14 protein-coding genes are annotated in these 18,313 nt (G+C 40.2%); 11 read left to right on the top strand and 3 right to left on the bottom strand.

What is annotated here, in order from left to right; translation table 11 throughout:
- Window positions 1-54 precede the first annotated feature (54 nt).
- Together BACINT_RS17120 and BACINT_RS24645 are read right to left on the bottom strand one after the other, a co-directional pair.
- On the bottom strand, window positions 55-1,233 hold the full coding sequence (locus BACINT_RS17120; RefSeq protein WP_007665304.1) for a contractile injection system tape measure protein: 1,179 nt from the start codon (window positions 1,231-1,233) through the stop codon (window positions 55-57).
- A gap of 619 nt (window positions 1,234-1,852) precedes the next feature.
- On the bottom strand, window positions 1,853-2,284 hold the full coding sequence (locus BACINT_RS24645) for a helix-turn-helix domain-containing protein (RefSeq protein ID WP_225663012.1): 432 nt from the start codon (window positions 2,282-2,284) through the stop codon (window positions 1,853-1,855).
- 938 nt (window positions 2,285-3,222) lie between these two features.
- Between BACINT_RS24645 and BACINT_RS17110 the strand changes: the two genes are divergently transcribed.
- From BACINT_RS17110 to BACINT_RS17065, 10 genes are all read left to right on the top strand, one after another.
- Complete coding sequence (locus BACINT_RS17110) at window positions 3,223-5,799, top strand: TonB-dependent receptor plug domain-containing protein (RefSeq protein ID WP_007665302.1); 2,577 nt, start codon at window positions 3,223-3,225, stop codon at window positions 5,797-5,799.
- 32 nt (window positions 5,800-5,831) lie between these two features.
- The gene (locus BACINT_RS17105; RefSeq protein WP_007665301.1) at window positions 5,832-7,007 is read left to right on the top strand and encodes a DUF4876 domain-containing protein; all 1,176 of its coding nucleotides are present in this window, start codon (window positions 5,832-5,834) and stop codon (window positions 7,005-7,007) included.
- A 91-nt stretch (window positions 7,008-7,098) separates the two neighbouring features.
- Complete coding sequence (locus BACINT_RS17100) at window positions 7,099-8,556, top strand: DUF6850 family outer membrane beta-barrel protein (protein WP_007665300.1); 1,458 nt, start codon at window positions 7,099-7,101, stop codon at window positions 8,554-8,556.
- A gap of 46 nt (window positions 8,557-8,602) precedes the next feature.
- Entirely contained in the window at window positions 8,603-8,830 is a 228-nt protein-coding gene (locus BACINT_RS17095; RefSeq protein WP_007665299.1) for an ATP-binding protein, read from the top strand.
- Between the two features lie 81 nt (window positions 8,831-8,911).
- Window positions 8,912-10,735 carry a helix-turn-helix domain-containing protein gene (locus BACINT_RS17090; protein WP_232288776.1) on the top strand — a complete coding sequence of 608 codons (1,824 nt, stop codon included), beginning with the start codon at window positions 8,912-8,914 and terminating at the stop codon, window positions 10,733-10,735.
- A gap of 53 nt (window positions 10,736-10,788) precedes the next feature.
- Window positions 10,789-11,445 carry a flavin reductase gene (locus BACINT_RS17085; RefSeq protein WP_007665297.1) on the top strand — a complete coding sequence of 219 codons (657 nt, stop codon included), beginning with the start codon at window positions 10,789-10,791 and terminating at the stop codon, window positions 11,443-11,445.
- A gap of 172 nt (window positions 11,446-11,617) precedes the next feature.
- Window positions 11,618-12,622, top strand: a complete 1,005-nt coding sequence (locus BACINT_RS17080) for a beta-ketoacyl-ACP synthase III (protein ID WP_007665295.1) — start codon at window positions 11,618-11,620, stop codon at window positions 12,620-12,622.
- A 210-nt stretch (window positions 12,623-12,832) separates the two neighbouring features.
- Window positions 12,833-14,335, top strand: a complete 1,503-nt coding sequence (locus tag BACINT_RS17075; protein WP_007665293.1) for a glutamine synthetase family protein — start codon at window positions 12,833-12,835, stop codon at window positions 14,333-14,335.
- Window positions 14,336-14,441: 106 nt separating this feature from the next.
- Complete coding sequence (locus BACINT_RS17070; protein WP_007665291.1) at window positions 14,442-14,834, top strand: VOC family protein; 393 nt, start codon at window positions 14,442-14,444, stop codon at window positions 14,832-14,834.
- 37 nt (window positions 14,835-14,871) lie between these two features.
- Complete coding sequence (locus BACINT_RS17065) at window positions 14,872-16,374, top strand: MutS-related protein (protein ID WP_007665290.1); 1,503 nt, start codon at window positions 14,872-14,874, stop codon at window positions 16,372-16,374.
- A 67-nt stretch (window positions 16,375-16,441) separates the two neighbouring features.
- Here the strand turns inward: BACINT_RS17065 and BACINT_RS17060 are convergent, their stop codons facing one another.
- Window positions 16,442-16,738, bottom strand: coding sequence for a hypothetical protein (locus BACINT_RS17060; protein ID WP_007213302.1), 297 nt, complete (start codon window positions 16,736-16,738; stop codon window positions 16,442-16,444).
- Window positions 16,739-17,047: 309 nt separating this feature from the next.
- Between BACINT_RS17060 and BACINT_RS17055 the strand changes: the two genes are divergently transcribed.
- Entirely contained in the window at window positions 17,048-18,061 is a 1,014-nt protein-coding gene (locus tag BACINT_RS17055) for a tyrosine-type recombinase/integrase (RefSeq protein ID WP_007665289.1), read from the top strand.
- Window positions 18,062-18,313: the final 252 nt, after the last annotated feature.

Genomic DNA, 18,313 nt, shown 5'->3' with positions numbered 1-18,313 from the left:
TACTGATTATTTAAATGTAAAAGTGAATTTCTGAACTGTTGTCAGAGCAGGAGTTTATCTCCAGTTAACCTTGAGTATATTTTCCATCCATGGTAACCGTACAAGTTTGTATGACCAGGGAATGCTATCCAATAATATATCGAATGCACGTTCTTCTACAGTTAGAACCCATTCCCTTTCAGTCTTTTCTATAAATCCTGCTCTTCTCAAAAAAGCTTCTTGAAAACCTCTCATTGAGGTATTCCTCATTTTTTCCCAGTTTGTCTTTGCTGCTTCCAATAGAGAATCTATTGTGTTAAGTTCATCTTGATTTAGTTCCATTCTTTTAGGGAGTGGCTCGTTGAAGGGATAATTTATTAACAAACGGTTGAGGAACAGATCTTTTTCATCATACTCCCTGTCTTCACTTGCCATGAGGTGTTGTAAAATGAATATAGCTCGTACTTTTGATTCGTTACTATTGAAACCCCTGCGATCTTGGCTTAACATATTAAGTCTCATAAAAAGCATTGGTAGAAATGGGAAGAGAATGACCAATCCTGCATTGGATATAGGTATGTGTTTCAAATCTCTATATTGTTCTGTACCTAAATGAGAACCATATACACGCACTCCGGGAGCTATTGCATTCTTATCTACTTTTACACTGCCACAAGTTCCTTCATCGCCCGGACCAATATCCCAGTTTCCTTTGTCGCATTTAGCCATGATTTTTCCTCCTGTAATAGTTATGTTTCCACATTTGCTTTTTCGACCTGCATATTGACCGGCACCGCCTATTCCTGCAGATCCCGCGCGCCAGGAAGTCTCGTGCTGATAACCCGCATAGGCTTCTATCGTTCCACTTTCGATAATAATGTCACCACATTCGGTAGCATATCCGCATCCTATACCAGCTGCACCTTCTCCACCGTACGCAATTAATTTCCCATCACCTTTAATAATCAGGATGGAATTCTTTCTTGATTGGATTGCAGCCATTTCACGGCCACTGTGTAGCATATTGTTTCCTTCAAGAATCACCGTGATATGACAGTCTTCCGCAATATGGAATGCAACACCCATGTTTTCCAGATCACATAAGTTAGCATCTTGTAGAACAATTGTTGCACGTACTCCGGCAGATACTGTTATTCCATGTCTTGAATTGGTACCTGTAATAATATACATTCCTTCTTGGGAGACACGGAAAGTACCCGTTTCCCTACTCATGTCTATTTTTTCATTTTTCATAAGAATAAAAATTAATATTGTATTTGTTGATTATTGTATATTGATTTTCAGTTTGTTTTTAGCTGTTTTATAAAATGGCTAATGCAACCATTCCTTCATAACAATTATCCGGAAATATCCGTTGGTTTATATTATTGTTCCCTCAGATGAACACAGGCAAAAATAGCTGGAAGTTGGGAAATCTAAATGCTAAAATCAGTAAACTAAAATAATAATTTTAAGTGGCTGAAATTCAGAATATTTATTCAGAATAAATCTTTCTGTTTTTACGATTTCAACCTTTTTTTGATGATATGAAGTGTGTGCTAAACAAGATTTATCCATATGTTTTGCGGTAAAAGCTTCAACAGTGATTAGAAAACAAACAAGGGATCATTTGTCTCTTGCCCTGTGTGTGTTGAGTTTTCCAATAAGTCTTATTGGGGGATGACCTTGGCTGACAAGCCTATCAACCAAGGTTAATCGGCTCGTCAACCAAGGTTGATAGGCTTGTTAACCTAGGTCAACACTCGACTGTTCCTAAGGATAAAGAGATATATCTCTGGTCTTCAGTAGAATAATTCCTAATGTGAAATAAATAAATGCATCGTTCTGATACGGATTGACTGCGATTCAACTTTTAAGTGAGACATCTTCTTCTCCATTCCGAGGGAGAGCAACCATATCGGTTTTTAAAAGCTTTGTGAAATGCAGAAGGGCTGTTGAAACCTGTATTATAACAGATGTCTTCTATTTCTGCATTCGAATCTCTTAGCAGCATTTCTGCTTTTTCGATGCGAAGTGACGTAAGGTATTGAAGGAAACTACATCCATATTCTTGATTGAAATATCTATTTAAATAGGTGGAATTGACTGCCACTCTTTGAGCAAACTGCTCCAATTTTATTTTTTGATCATAAATGAATTCCGGTGTTTGTAATAGTTGGTTTATTTCATCGATCTTTTGAGGAGTCAAGTATACTTTGGAGTTCTTCTTGCCATTTATGAGCACCTCTTTTTCTACGACTTCTTTTTCTGATTTGCTTTCTAGTTGTTGATTTAGGTTATTCACAGGGAACTGGGACGATGTTTCCCGATAAATACGTAACTTGAGCTTTTGTTTTACGAATTGGTGTAAGAGAGAATTATAAAAGATATATCCACTTAATATGCCAATACAAAGGTTGTATAAAAGATTGCAGATATATGAAGAAGTGAACATATTCAGTAAGAACATGAAGAAGAACCCTGATATTAGGATGCTTTTTCTTTGAATATCGGAAGCTGATTTTAGGAATATACAGTCTGTTTCATTCATCTTTCGCAAGAGTAATACGTAAATGAAAGTCTGTGTGATCCCTGTTATTATACACGTTAAACGGAAAAGTGTCCACCAAGCCGGGAACGATGATAGAATTTCAGCCCAACTGTAAGTTAAGCGATCTGCCACCGGACTTAAAACTGACATCAATATGTAACAACACGATAAGACCATCGAAGGTAACATATGTTTCCACCATTGTGGCTTTTGGGGAAATATTCCGGTAATACGGAAGCGGATAAAGAAATAGAGTAAAGGAGGGAGAAAAGTCAGTCCCCAACAGTATAGGGTGGGTAAGAGGGATGTTCTTTGAAGCAGGAAGAAATTTTCGTATAATGTGCTATACGACGTTAACCCCCAGTATATTAGTAGGATTGGTGCTAATAATATGGCCAAATCCTTTTTATGCTTGTTTCTCCAAATCAGAGAGATAGAAGCAAGACCTAGTACAGCCCAAGTCAGCAGAAAAGTACAAATAAGTAATGTCTTTAATATGAAAAATGGCATGATATTGTTGTTCTGTTGCTTGCAAATGTACACACAAAAGTCCGAAAAGAGTGATTTTATTCTGCATTTTTTTAAAGTTTGGTAATGAAATGTTGGTAGAAAATTGTTTCCTTTGCCCCCTAATCTGAGGGTTACTATATAACGCTCGTTAGGTATGTAAATTACCATCTTGGGTTGTACAAATGAATAATTGTTACAGGGGCTATATATTAATTGCTTTTTGGGTTTGTTCGCTGGTGGTATATGGACAGACTGAAATGCAGGCTATAGATACTCTTCGCAACATCCGGTTACAGGAGGTGATTGTTACTGCTACTCAATCAAATGCTCCGGGAACACGTTCTGTCATTGGGCAGGATGCTATTCGTCATATACAGGCTACTGATCTTTCTGTTTTATCTCAATTACTACCCGGTGTTCTTGTACGCAATCCGGATCTGAATGCTCCGGCTGCCTTTACCATCCGCAGTGCAACTTCTGAAAATACGACTAATGCTTTAGGGACAGCCATAGAGGTGGATGGACTCCGCATGAATAATAATGCCAATATGCAGCAAATGGGACTTGAAGGTAGGGGCAGCCTTTTTAATAGCACGGTGTTATCCGGTTTCGACGTGCGTTCCTTGTCTCCATCTTCTGTGGAGTCGGTCGAGGTGATACGTGGTGTTCCTTCGGCACGTTATGGAGATGTGACCAGTGGGGTTGTTCTGGTCAAGTCGAAAGCCGGGATACAACCTCTTACCATCGGTATTCGTCTGACAGCTACGGAGAAACTTGCTTCTGTGGGGAAGGGCATTGCGATCAGTAATAATGGGGGAACTCTCTATTTAGGAGCAGATTATGCACTTTCAAATCAATCGCCTCAAGTCTTTGAAGAATCTTTTCAAAGATTTGGAATCCAAGCGGCTTATGCGAAGGATTTCCGGTCTGCTACTTTGCGTCTTAATATGTGTGGTTATTGGATGAAGGATAATGATAAAAGAGGGCAGAATACGGTGGATGGTGAATTTCGGAAATATCAGGATCAAAACATATCCTTTTCTGCTAATGGACAGTGGAAATTGAATCGTTCCTGGATTTCCAATCTTGAATATCAGCTAGGGTTTACGTATGGGAGCCAGAAGAATGAATCCAGTACATATTATTCGGGAACACAGCAAGTCACTACCTATACCGCGCAGGCAGGTGAACATGCCGGAGTGTTCCTGCCTCCCCATTATTTCTCTCAGTTATCCGTTGAAGGCAAGCCGTTGAGCGGAGATGTATCGTTGACTGCCAATCACAGAAAAACGATGGGTGAGAATATCAGTAACCATTTTCAACTGGGGCTTCATGCTGAGGTGGAAGGGAATCGTGGAAAAGGAATCAGTTTCGATCCTCTTTGTCCTCCCTTGGAAATGCTCAGAGTGCGGACAAGGTCTTATCGGGATATACCTTTATTATATAAGTATTCTGCTTTTGCTGAAAATCACTTTATTCTCCGTTATGGGAAGATGCGGACCGAAGTGCAGGCGGGGGTGCGTTTTACTCAGTTGCCGACTAAGCGTCTACAACGGAACTCTTCTGTTGATCCGCGTATCAATCTTTCCCAGATATTTATTGATAGGACGGATGATGTTTTTCTAAGTCGTTTCAGTGTACGTCTGGGGTGGGGATTGATGCATAAGATGCCTGTACTTACTTATTTGTATCCCGATAAATCGTATACGGATATGAATTGTTTTACGTACAATGATGCTGAGAATAATCAGCGTCTGACCGTCATGCATACATTTATAACTGACCGTAATTTTAACTCCGACTTGCGTTTGCCTGTTAATCAGAAGTTTGAAATAGGGGTGAATTTCCGGATAGGAGGTGTTACTGCGGATGTGGTATGGTTTAAGGAACATCTCAAAAATGGCTATTGTACCTCTCAACTTGCCGAACCTTTTTCCTATCGCCGCTATTCCCCTTTGATCAGTAAAGGAGAACAACCGGAATTGACGGATGAGGGTGTCATGAATGATGGTGAACTTCTTCCATATACTTTGAATACTACGTTTGCTACCTATTTATCACCCCAGAATGGTATAGAACAGGAAAAACAAGGTATTGAATATACCATTGGTCCGATTCATTCAAAGGCACTGCGTTCTTCATTTTACATAAGTGGCGGATATCTGGATGTATGCGAAAAGAATACGGCCCTTTCTGCCTTGCATCCCCAGATAGAAGTGAATGGAAAAGCTTACCCTTATGTAGGTATTTACGAAACAGGGCCTTCTGTTGCGAATACTCAAATCTGGCAGCAATTGAATAGCCGGTTTCAGTGTGTTACTCAAATTCCCAGAATCGGTTTGATCACAAGCCTAACGCTTCAGGCGGTGTGGATGGATAAACAACAGCGGGGAATGGAGAGCCGGTTTAATAATCCTGTGTACACGGATAGTAATGATCAGAAGTGCTTGAATCCGGTTTATTATATAGATGGAGAGGGAAACCAACATCCTTTCACGCCGGACATGGCGACGGATGAATGTTTTGCTGATTTAGTGATCAGAGCGAATACTACTACCGCTTTTCTGAAGGACTCGTATAAACCTTATTTCTTATTGAATCTTCGGGTTACTAAAGAGATAGGACGTCATGTTTCGGTTGCTTTTTGTGCTAATAATCTGCTGCAATCCAATCCGAAACGATATCGGCAGAGCATACAGAAATATGCAATTGTGAATCCGGATTTATATTATGGTGCGGAAATTAGTATCCGTTTTTAAAGTTGGTATTAAATTTTAGATATTGAAAGAGGATGAAATATTATGTATTGTTTTTCTTTGTGTTATTTCTCTGTGCTTGTGCCGGGGATGAGAATCGTTCTTCATGTTCAGTGAGTGTCCACCTACTTTCTCCTACGGATGAAGTGACCTTGCCTTTCGAAGAGATGGAGGTGGTATTGACAAATAAGGATCAAGGTACGGTTTATACCTCTTCATGTTCTTCTGATGGAGTAGCTTTGTTTAATGTGGAATATGGATATTATACAGTTGCCGTACATTATCAATCTGCTTCCGGAATTATTTTCAGTGGAAGATTGGAATCTTTGTCGTTATTGCCTGAACAGGGTGAAGAAGTGATGAAAGTTCAGTTGCAACTGGCGCGCTCTAAAATAAACGCATTGGTCATTAAAGAGATTTATTATGTGGGTTGTAAAGGAGAGTTGGGAGCAGATTATCAGGCAGATCAATATGTTACACTCTATAATAACTCTGATGAGACTGTATATCTGGATGGATTGTGTCTGGCTTTGGTGGATCCGATGCCAGGTATTGTATCTCCCTGGGTGAAATATACGGATATGAAACGGATTCCCGTTGCTGATATGACTTGGCAATTTCCGGGTAGCGGTAAGGAGTATCCTTTATTGCCCGGAGCAGAAACTACCATTGCAACGAATGCTGTAGATCATACCGGAGGCGAATATCAGCATGCCAATTCAGTTGATTTATCTAAAGTTGACTGGGGATTCTGGCATGTAAGTTTGAGCAAACAGAACATAGCACCCGGTGTGAAACCATTAAATCTGCTTTTAAATCTTAACTCGACTGCATGGATGTATTCATTTCCGGTAGTTGGCCCCACATTCATGATATTTGGATTTGAAGGTATTAGTGCGGAGGAATATGTAAATAATCCATTGAATAGGGAAAACAGGTCCCAAGCTTCTAATAAGACTAAATTCTATTTGATGATTCCGAAAGAGTGGGTGATTGATTGTGCGGAGTGCGTGGAAAATGAAGCCAAGCTTGCCAATAAGCGTGTGCCTGATGAACTGAACCATGAACCTGTGTATATTCCGGAAGGAGATTATTCCGGGAAATCGTTGATACGTAAAAGTGCAGCATCAACCAACGGGCGTTTCATTTATCAGGATACGAACAATGCGGCGGAGGACTTTATCGTATCCAAACCGTCTTTGAAAAAATAAGCAAGCAACTATGCGGAGTACATTATTTATTTTATGGCTTCTGTCGGCGATTCCCATATATGCGCAGTCTGATTCATTACATATCTATTCTATGCAAGAGATTTATCAGCAGAATAATTGGCTGACAGGAGCTAATCCGGTAGGAATGTCATTCAACCGTTTCCGCTCGTTCTCTGTGGCGGAAGTGGGGTATAGGTTTGAAGATGGAAACTTTGGTAATGTCAGTTTGCCCGCTTCATCCAATAAGTATGCGGTGTTTGGTGAATCCTACCAGACTATAGGTAATGTCTCTTTATATGGAAAAATAGGATATGTGAATAACCGGAAGCAAGAGGTGAACTGGAATGGGATGACCGGTGACTGCTGGCGTGGAATAAATCTTTGTGACTCAGTGAGTGGCGATCAACGTTCGGAACAATATCAACTGTCCGGTGCATTTTCATTACCCGTTTCTTTGCGTTGGCTGATTGGTTCGAGGTTCGATTATTTAGTTGACCTGAATGCCAAGGATACAGATCCCCGGAATGAAAACCAGTGGATGGAGTGGAAAATAACTCCCGGAGTTGGTTATGAGTGTGGAAGTCACCGTTTGGGTGCTTCCATATTTTATGGCAATCGTAAAGAAACGGTGGATTATCAGAATATAGGTACTCATACGACATATCCTTTCTTTGTTTCTTATCCGTTAGGGTACTTTAAAACTTTGCCTAAAGGAGAAAATATAAAATGGTATTATTCTGCACAGGAGTTCGGAGGATTCTTACAAGAAGAGGGAGTTTATGGACGCTTCCGGCTATTTCAACAGATAGGAGGGAGCCTTGTCAGACAAAATACAGTAAGTGACCGTATACAAAACAAGAAAGAAGGTGAAACAGATGGCTGGAAACTGGATTATAAAGGTGTAGGTTCATTAGTCTCTGCGTTTAATCGACACGAATGGAGTTGTAAAGTTTTGTTTGACAAGTCGGATAGTTATGATCTTTTGCAGCTGCAGGAAGAGAACATGGGTACATGGCATTCTTCGGGGAAGGTTCTCCGTTCTACTTTCCGTATTAATGAATATGGGCTGACTTATGGTTACTATCGACTTTATAATGAGTGGAATAGTCGTTATTCTATCGTGTCGGGAATTGACTTTAAGCAGACAAAAAGTCAATTGCTTTTTTATCCGGCTGAATATACGCAAACTGTACGCCGTTTTACTGCATATTCTACATTTACTCGGAATTTCTTATTATCTAATGCCCGAATTGATTTAGCTATTGGGGCAGAGTACGGTAAAGGAGGTGGAACTATGATAGCTGAAAAACAGCTGCAATCAGGACAGAATACGCCCGCAATCAAATTATGGCAGAATATGGATCGATTGGAACAGGAGTACAATTACTTAACAGAGCCCAGATGGGCATTGCATTTATCTCTAACTTATACTTATACAGCTTCTTTTACTTGGTTTGCCCGATTGACGGTGGGATATGAAAATGCTTCTAAAAATCTTTTTAATTCAAATAAGGAAAATATTTCTGTACAAATAGGATTGTTCTTCTAAATAGATTCCGTAGTTTTGAAGCGACTAACTCAAAAACAACAAAGTTATGGAAAAGAAAGAAAATTTGGATGGCCGGAATTTAGGTTCGGGACCTGTCGGTAGATGGATTATTTACATTGACAAATGTACGGGATGTGGTGAGTGTGTGGATGCTTGCAGTTTGGGACTTCTTTACATTGAAAATGAGAAGGTTAAGATGAAAGAAGAAAGATACTGTAGTGAGTGTGAAGATTGTGCTAGTGCTTGTGCATTCAGGGCTATAACCTTTAGATAGTTATACCAAGTGAAGAGTTTCTATCTATTTCTTTTTCTGTTCTTATGCAGTGCTTGTTCTAATTCAGGTAAAAGAGAAGTTTTGGATGAAGAATTATCAAAGATGCCGATATTATCAGTTTCTTTTGATTCTTTATTATCTGAGGTCAAAAAAATGTCAGATCAGGATAGAATAGCATCTATAATTAAAATATCGTATAGAAACGAAGAAGAGATAGATGGAATACAAAAACAGAAACGACTTTTAATAGAGGTTTTACCTTTAAGTTCTGGTGGAAATAGAAAGAAAATTTTACTTCAATTAGTGACGATTTATAGTAATTTGGATAGATTTGGAGTTTCAGGTGCTTATTTAGAGGGGCTTAAATGGATAGAAATGTTAGAAGCCAATCATTCACTTTCACAGAAGGAAGAATGGCAAGTGAATGAAATGAAAGCGTTATTGCTTAACGAACGGGGGAATCAAGATGAATTTCTTCCTATTTGGTATAAATTATTAAAACAGTATCGTGAGGCTGATAGACCGGAAGATGTGGGCAAGTGCCTTCTAACTATAGCGAATCATTTTATAATGTTGGAAGATTATGAAAATGCATTACCACTATACAAGGAGGCATACCAGTTGGCATTAGAACATAAATCCATAGAATTACAACAAGTCTCTGGTATTATGTTGATAAAATATTTATGTGGAGCAAGGTATTATTCGGAATCATTGGAATATTATAACAAAATAAAACCGGAAATAGCGTTTAATCCTTCAATGCAGAATGAAGTTGTAAAAAGTTATATGGAGCTTAATAAGCCTGATAGTGCACGTATTTACTTAGCTGCAAGGTTGTTATCAGAAAGAGGTGATAAGATTGTTTTAAACTGTATGATGGCTGAAACTTATATTACTGAAGAGCTGGAAGATTCTGCTTTTGTGTTTTTGGATAGGCCCATGAAATCTTATAAAGAGAGAGCGAAGAATTATCAAAAAAAGGGTAAAGAACCCATCTTGCCTAATTGTTTTTTATCTCCTTGTTACTCGTTTGCCGATTTATTGTGGAAAAAAGGTAAGATTCAACAAGCAAGTCAATATTATATGATTGTTGAACCTTTAATGAAAGAGAGGGTTAAAACGCCCGTTCGGATGGAGCTCCAAATAAAAGCTCTTACCAATTTCAGTTCTTTCTGCCGTGAAACTAAGCAATATGAAAAAGCTCTTGATTTATTAGCTCGACGAGATTCTGTTTTGCAAACGTATTTGGAATTTAAGGCAAAGAACGATAAAAAGAATTATGCAGAGCGTTTAAAGATTCAGGAATTGAAACATGAATTAAATGAGAGTGAAGATGCCAATAGAGTAAATACACATGTGGCTGCAATCTGTATTTTTCTATTAGTAATTTCTGTAGCAGCTACATTCAAGTCCATATCTATGTACCGTAAGTTGAAGAAACAAGGTGCCGTAAATTATAGACTTCAAGGAATGATTAAGAAATGCGATGAAGGGGATGCGTCTGAATCACATTCTGTATCTATGGATCAATATGAACTTTTATTCTGGCAAGCCTTACATAAAGTTCGTGATGAACAATACTTCCTTAAAAGTGACCTTACGATAGAGACATTGGCTGATGTACTGAATACGAATCGTTCTTATTTATCGGTTAGCATCAATAGATTCTGTGATAAAGGCTTCAGTGTTTGGCTGAATAATTTCCGTATTCAGCATGCCGAACAACTGATGAGAGAAAATCCTTCAATTGCCCTTAAAGATTTGCCGGAGCAGTGTGGTTATGCAACCACTGGTACTTTTGTTCGGAACTTTAAGAGGTGTCATAACATGAGTCCAAGTGAATTTATGAATAAACTTCTTATTGAACAAACACTTCCTAAAGTAGAGAAGGCTTTTCAGTAAATTGATTATCTTTGAGCACACTAAATGATTCATAACTTAATTATCCTATATCAATGAAAACAACTATTTTATTACCAGTAATCAGTCTTTTCTTATTCCTTGCATCTTGCACGAATCCCAGTGATAAGAAGGTAAATGATCAAACTTCCGAATCCTCCGAAAGTGGTGTAACCTCTACTGATTGGCAATCTCGTTACGATAAACTTGAAGCCTCCGATTTGCCCGACAATGTGATTCAGCTGATTGGTAAAGAGTGGATGCTTGTAACGGCAGGCAATGAAAACTCTTTCAATACAATGACTGCCAGTTGGGGTGGTATGGGATACATTTGGGAACGTCCTTCTACCTTTATTTTTATACGCGATACCCGCTATACTTATCAATTCCTCCAACAGCATGAGAGTTTCACCCTCAGCTTCTTTAATGAAAAATATCGCAATGCCCTGCGTATATGCGGTACAATGTCAGGAAGGAATACGGATAAGGTGAAAGAGGCCGGACTTACTTCTCTGGAAACTCCTTTAGGATTAATGAGCTTTGAAGAAGCACGAATGATTATTGAGTGCAAAAAAATGTTTGTTCAAGAGTTGGACTATGCCAACCTGACCGAACCTTATAAATCAAAAATTATGGAAGAAGCTTATAAAAACGAACCTTCCAAACATCAAATGTTTATCTCAGAAATCGTTAATATTTGGATTAAGAAATAATATTCAACGAAATTTTGGTCAATTATTCCTTTTCATTGGTAAAAGACCAAAGTGTTTTTGGCCAATTCTTGGAATTCATAGTCTTTTCTGTATATTTGCGCCCGCATTTTCTTAAGTATCACTTATATATAATTGTCCCTATAATCAGAATTTACTAAACTAGGTAGAGTTTATGGAGAAAATAAACGCAGTAATTACAGGAGTCGGAGGATATGTACCCGATTATATCCTGACCAATGATGAGATTTCCAAAATGGTCGATACCACCGATGAATGGATTATGGGACGTATAGGCATAAAGGAAAGACGTATTTTGCATGAAGAGGGACTGGGAACTTCGTATATGGCCCGCAAGGCTGCCAAACAGTTAATGCAACGTACGAATTCTCAACCGGATGAAATTGATCTGGTGATTGTAGCTACTACCACTCCTGACTATCGTTTACCTTCTACAGCCTCCATTCTGTGTGAGCGACTGGGATTGAAACGTGCTTTTGCTTTCGATGTACAGGCGGTTTGCAGCGGTTTCCTGTATGCACTGGAGACGGGAGCAAACTTTATTCGCTCGGGAAACTACAAGAAGATTATCGTAGTAGGAGCTGAGAAAATGTCTTCAATCATAAATTATACGGATCGTGCCACTTGTCCCATTTTCGGTGATGGTGCGGCAGCCTTTATGCTGGAACCTACTACGGAAGATTTAGGTGTAATGGATTCAGTGCTGAGAACAGATGGTAAGGGACTGCCTTTCCTACATATTAAAGCAGGTGGTTCTGTATGTACTCCTTCGTATTATACGCTGGAAAATCATATGCATTACATTTATCAGGAAGGGCGTACGGTTTTTAAATATGCCGTAGCCAATATGGCTAATGCTTGTGAAGCTGTCATTGAAAGAAACCATTTAAGTAAAGACGATATTGACTGGGTAATTCCACACCAGGCCAACCAGCGCATTATCACTGCTGTAACGCAACGCTTGGAGATTCCAACCGAGAAAGTGATGGTTAATATCGAGCGTTATGGTAATACGAGTGCTGCCACACTTCCGCTTTGTATCTGGGATTTTGAAGATAAGCTAAAGAAAGGCGATAACCTCATCTTTACTGCATTTGGGGCAGGGTTTGCCTGGGGTGCTATTTATGTAAAGTGGGGATATGACGGAAAAAAGGAATAGTAGCCCGGGTTACTATTCCCTATAACTTTTCTTATTATAACAACCCGGATATACAAATAGTTTATCTCATCACCTTTTGCCAAACCTTCATTCTATTTCTTTTTTTGAGTATCATATATATTGAAGTTATTATAAAATATTATCTTTGTGGGGAATCATTGCATGACAACACATTGTTAACCATACAATAACTTAAAAAACAACCAACGTATGAATCATGAACTATCGATGAGTGCCAACCAACTGGTGGCTGCTCTTCAAAAACCGGCTTCCGAATTTACGAAAGCAGACATTATTTCTTATATCAAGGAGAACGATATTCGCATGGTGAACTTCATGTATCCCGCTGCAGACGGGCGACTGAAAACATTGAATTTTGTCATTAACGACGCTGCTTATCTTGATGCCATACTGACTTGTGGTGAGCGTGTAGACGGATCAAGCCTTTTCCCATTTATTGAAGCGGGCAGTAGCGACTTGTATGTAGTGCCGCGTTTTTGCACAGCCTTTATTGATCCTTTTGCTGAAACCACAACACTTTCCATGCTTTGCTCTTACTTCAATAAAGATGGCGAACTTCTGGAAAGCTCACCGGAATATACGTTGCGTAAAGCTTGCAAAGCCTTTACTGATGTAACCGGAATGGAATTCCAGGCTATGGGCGAATTGGAATATTATGTGATATCAGAAGATAGTGGACTGTTCCCTGCCACTGATCAACGTGGCTATCATGAATCTGCTCCTTATGCCAAGTTCAATGATTTCCGTACCGACTGTATGCTGCATATTGCAAAGGCGGGCGGACAGATCAAATACGGGCATTCCGAGGTAGGTAACTTCACGCTTGACGGTAAAATCTATGAGCAAAATGAAATTGAATTCTTACCGGTACGTGCCGACCTGGCTGCCGATCAGTTGATGATTGCGAAATGGGTTATCCGTAATCTGGCCTATCAATATGGGTATGACATTACGTTTGCTCCGAAAATTACTGCTGGAAAGGCCGGTTCAGGATTGCATATCCATATGCGTATTATGAAAGACGGTCAAAACCAGATGTTGAAAGATGGCGTACTTTCTGAAACTGCCCGTAAAGCTATTGCGGGAATGATGGAGCTTGCACCTTCCATTACAGCTTTTGGTAATACGAATCCTACTTCTTATTTCCGTTTGGTGCCGCATCAGGAAGCTCCGACAAATATTTGCTGGGGTGACCGTAACCGTTCCGTATTGGTACGTGTTCCGCTTGGATGGTCGGCAAAGACAGATATGTGTATGCTGGCTAATCCATTGGAAGCTCCCAGCCACTATGATACTACACAGAAACAAACTGTGGAAATGCGCTCTCCGGACGGTTCTGCCGATTTGTACCAACTGATAGCCGGATTGGCCGTAGCATGCCGTCATGGTTTTGAAATTGAAAATGCTTTGGAGATTGCGGAAAAGACCTATGTGAATGTGAATATTCATAAGAAGGAAAATGAGGATAAACTGAAACAATTGGCTCAACTCCCTGATAGCTGTGCCGCTTCTGCCGATTGCCTGGAAAAACAGCGTGCTATTTTCGAACAGTATCATGTATTTAGTTCTGCAATGGTCGATGGAATTATCAGTAAATTGCGTTCCTATGAAGATCGTACTTTACGTAGTGAAGTACGTGACAATCAGGAGGAAATGCTGAAACTGGTTAATAAGTATTTCCATTGCGGATAAAGTAAAACTTGTATTTGTAGATAGGAGTATAGAATAGGGAGGTTCGGATGTAGAAGTCCGGATCTCCCGTTGTTTACTCAATAAATTGATTATAAAACAGGGCTTTATGACATCAAATGTGAAATCTTTAGTCTATAAGATGAATATAGTGGTTGACTGTAAAGATGCAGGAGTTTTAGCAGAGTTTTACAGTAAACTGCTGGGGTGGGAGCTGACACATCAGCGTGCGAATGGTTGGGCGGCTATCACTTCTCCATCCGGTATGGTGATGGCGTTTCAGGAGATTGAAGAGTACCAGCCACCTGTATGGCCTTGGAAAGAAGGTAAGCAGGGACAAATGCTTCATCTTGATTTCTATGTGGAAAATCTGGAGGAGGCTGTGGTTTATGCCATTCAGTTGGGAGCCCGGCAGGCAGATGAACAGTACTTCAGGACTTCACGAACGATGTTTGATCCGGCAGGACATCCTTTCTGCCTTGATACGGAAGAGGCTGAATAAATACACAAAACAGTTACTGAACAATAAAGAATATACCATGTCCGAAATTGCGAACTATTTCCTTTATAGGAATGCCGAAGGCGAAACCGGTTTATCTGCTAACAGCATTGACGACCTGAATCTGGATGACCTGTTTGCCGAAATAGATTATTGTCATTCCAGCATAGGCAGGCAGTATTTGTATTATCTTCTGCTATCGGATAAAACCTCCGGCATGGAAAAGCAGGAAGCACTTCTGTCTTCATTGGCAACTCATACGGGGTTGCGTACTCTTTTAAGCAATACACTGAAAGAACTGGATAAACCGGATGCTTATTCCATCGTATCCATTCTGGAAAATGATAATACAGGAATTGGTGCCAAGGAGATGGCTCTTATTAATATCTGCCGGTTTCTGCCTTTGCTGTTTCTGGCTCTGATGCTGCTCACTCATTCGGGAGTGTTTCTTACTTTATTTGTCTTTTCATTCGTGGCAAATGCAGTGTTGCACTATCGTAATAAGGCAAAAATCCAGAGATACTTTTTCTCCATACCTCACCTTCTGAAGATGATAAGACAGGCGGGAAAGCTGGCGCAGAATAAGGAATTTATCTCTGTAAATCCTTCTATCACGACTGACTTGAAAGCTGTGGAAGGTCTGAAGAAGTATATCTCTTATTTCCGTTTCAACCTCAGTCTGGATAACGACATGGCTATTATGTTTTATATGGTAGCGGAATTAATCCGGGTATTCTTTCTCCACGAGGCGTATGCGGTAGGCAGAACTTTTCATCTGTTGAAGGAGAAGGCGACGGCTATCCACAATGTTTACCGCTTCATCGGTTTTCTGGATTCTATTTTGTCTGTTGCCATCTTGAGGGAGGAGCTACCTTATTACTGTCTGCCGGGAGATAACAGGGCAGGGGAGCGATTGCGTACACAGGCAGTGTATCATCCTCTGATAGAAAACTGTATTCCGAACGATATGGTGCTTCATGAGAAATCGGCATTGATAACCGGTTCGAATATGGCAGGTAAGACCTGTTTCATGCGTACGATAGGAGTGAATCTGTTGGCAGCGAAAACACTTCATACCTGTTTCGCGGAAGTCTTTGAGATAAATACCGGAATTTCTCTTCTGTCTTCCATTCACCAGGGAGATAACCTAATGGAAAATAAGAGTTACTTTATGCAGGAAGTGACGACTATCAAAGATTTCGTAGATGAAAGCGGTCATGGGAATCATCTCTTCCTGCTCGATGAATTGTTTAGAGGAACCAATACCAAGGAGCGGATAGCGATTTCGAAAGCTGTGCTTTCCTGGCTGGTGAAAAGTGATAATCTGGTATTTGTATCTACGCACGATCTGGAACTGGCCGATATGCTGGAAAATGAATACGAATTATACTATTTCAGCGAGTCGGTGAAAGATGGTATCCTGTCTTTCGATTACAAGCTGAAACGCGGAGTTGCGACCGAGCATAATGCAATTAAGATATTGGAAATCTGCGATTATCCGGCTTCGTTGGTGAGTGAGGCCCATTCAATCACAAGTATATAATGAAAAACAGAGAGAGTGTAGGTATGATATCCCGCCTCCCTCTGTTTTGCGATAATGAACAGATTGATTACTTCTTAGCTTCATCAGCCATAGAGTGCACTTTGCCTTTGATATCATTAGCCTTTTCGGCAATGACAGATGTTTCATTGGCCACTCTGTCAGCGACTTTTTCTCCGGCATACAATGCCTTTTCTTTAGCAGATTCAATCAGGCATTCGGTATGTCCTTCAATTCTGTGCAGAGCATCGAATACTTCTGCTTTCATTTTTTTTGCTCTTGCACTGCGGGCAAAGCCATAAGCCAGTGCTCCAAAGATTGAACCTATTCCAAGGCCAATCAAAAAGTGAGAATCTTTACATGTCATAATTAAACAGGTTTAATGGTTAAAAACTAAATTAATGTTCTATTTTGGTCAGAGAACAGAGTGTACAAGGCATTAGTTCAACGGGGAGGGAAAGAATTACTACTATTTCACAATTTATGAGAATCAGGGGTTGAATTAACTCTTTCTTTTCCGTGATAAATCAAATTCAATACCTGATTCGTATAATTTATAAATATTCTCTTGCCGGATTCCTTTAGCTTTATCTTTGGCGCTCATAAACATTACTACTGCACGTACGTTCTGTGGTACAAGCAGTTTTTTGAATCATGTAATTAAAATCAATGCTTTATGAATGTAGAAAGAAAAAATGCGAAAGATGACTTACGGCTCTACATGCCGGAAGTTATCGGGATGCTGAAGCGGGAAGGAAAGTTCCCGGCAATGCATGTTTATGCTTGCACGCTGCGTTCCTATGAGAAGTTTTGTGCAGAGGAAAGATATCCGAAAAATACCACTGCTTCCCTGTCCATGCAGGAGATTTTTACCCCTGAGAGGCTGAAAGAGTATGAGGACTGGCTGGCTGGACAACAGTCCAGTCCGAACACGATCTCCACTTACATGCGTACGTTGCAGGCGGTATACAATCGCTGGATGTCACCGGGCATAGAGGGGTACAATCCGGTGCTGTTCAAGGATGTTTATACGAAAGTGGAGTCGCGTACCAAGAGGGCGCTGACGGCAGAGCAGATGGAGCAGCTCAGGAATACAGACTTTAGTGTGCTGACACTGCGTCAACAGCAAGTGCTTACCTACTTCTTGCTGATGTTCATGTTGCGTGGTATGCCGTTCATTGATCTGGCACACTTGCGGAAGTCGGATTTAAGAAATAGGCGCATCACTTACCGTCGGCACAAGACGGGGAAACTGATGGTGGTGGATGTGCCGCCCGATGCGATGAGGCTGTTGCAGAAGTACAGGGATAAGACGGATTCGGAATATCTGTTCCCGTTGCTGCATGGTGGCTTGTTCATGGAGGAACATCACCACCGTTATCAAGAAACATTACGGCATTTCAACCGGGAGTTGGCGCGGTTGATGAAACAGTTATTGCCTGGTGTTTCCGTAAGTTCGTACACCGCACGCCATACATGGGCTACACTTGCTTATCATAGTGGTGTACCTGTGGGACTGATAAGCCAGTCGTTGGGGCACTCGTCCATTCGGGTGACGATGACTTATCTGAAACCGTTTGATGCGGAGGTGATAGATAGAATAAACAGGCAAGTGATTTCCTTGGTGAAGAAAAGTAAAAAGAAGAAAGATGGCAGATTTAATATGCTGTATGGCACTTCGTTGAGGTGAAATTACTTGCATAGTAACGGCAAATAGCAGCTACAAAGTTGCGTCTTTTTTGACAGAAAAGCAAACAAACCCTAACAAAATATGAATAAATCTTATATCGGACAGCAAAAACAATATTAAAATTAGTCCCTGATACATACAGCTTTCGATTTTTTCCCCCAGCAGGCAAAAGGAATCGTGTTTCCGCTTTATCCTTTGAAAGTGGAATGCTTCTTTACGTACCTTATTATCAGGAAATCTTCTTTTTACCAT

Source organism: Bacteroides intestinalis DSM 17393 (assembly GCF_000172175.1).
In the GTDB taxonomy this organism is placed as follows: Bacteria; Bacteroidota; Bacteroidia; order Bacteroidales; family Bacteroidaceae; genus Bacteroides; species Bacteroides intestinalis.
The sequence above is the reverse complement of the archived record's forward strand: the minus strand, read 5'-3'. Positions and strand labels throughout refer to the sequence as shown.

What these genes read in the sequence shown, in the direction of transcription:
- BACINT_RS17120 (WP_007665304.1), bottom strand. Translation starts at nt 1,233, where the DNA reads ATGAAAAATGAAAAAATAGACATGAGTAGGGAAACGGGTACTTTCCGT.
- BACINT_RS17110 (WP_007665302.1), top strand. Translation starts at nt 3,223, where the DNA reads ATGAATAATTGTTACAGGGGCTATATATTAATTGCTTTTTGGGTTTGT.
- BACINT_RS17105 (WP_007665301.1), top strand. Translation starts at nt 5,832, where the DNA reads ATGAAATATTATGTATTGTTTTTCTTTGTGTTATTTCTCTGTGCTTGT.
- BACINT_RS17100 (WP_007665300.1), top strand. Translation starts at nt 7,099, where the DNA reads ATGCAAGAGATTTATCAGCAGAATAATTGGCTGACAGGAGCTAATCCG.
- BACINT_RS17095 (WP_007665299.1), top strand. Translation starts at nt 8,603, where the DNA reads ATGGAAAAGAAAGAAAATTTGGATGGCCGGAATTTAGGTTCGGGACCT.
- BACINT_RS17085 (WP_007665297.1), top strand. Translation starts at nt 10,789, where the DNA reads ATGAAAACAACTATTTTATTACCAGTAATCAGTCTTTTCTTATTCCTT.
- BACINT_RS17080 (WP_007665295.1), top strand. Translation starts at nt 11,618, where the DNA reads ATGGAGAAAATAAACGCAGTAATTACAGGAGTCGGAGGATATGTACCC.
- BACINT_RS17075 (WP_007665293.1), top strand. Translation starts at nt 12,833, where the DNA reads ATGAATCATGAACTATCGATGAGTGCCAACCAACTGGTGGCTGCTCTT.
- BACINT_RS17070 (WP_007665291.1), top strand. Translation starts at nt 14,442, where the DNA reads ATGACATCAAATGTGAAATCTTTAGTCTATAAGATGAATATAGTGGTT.
- BACINT_RS17065 (WP_007665290.1), top strand. Translation starts at nt 14,872, where the DNA reads ATGTCCGAAATTGCGAACTATTTCCTTTATAGGAATGCCGAAGGCGAA.
- BACINT_RS17060 (WP_007213302.1), bottom strand. Translation starts at nt 16,738, where the DNA reads ATGACATGTAAAGATTCTCACTTTTTGATTGGCCTTGGAATAGGTTCA.
- BACINT_RS17055 (WP_007665289.1), top strand. Translation starts at nt 17,048, where the DNA reads ATGAATGTAGAAAGAAAAAATGCGAAAGATGACTTACGGCTCTACATG.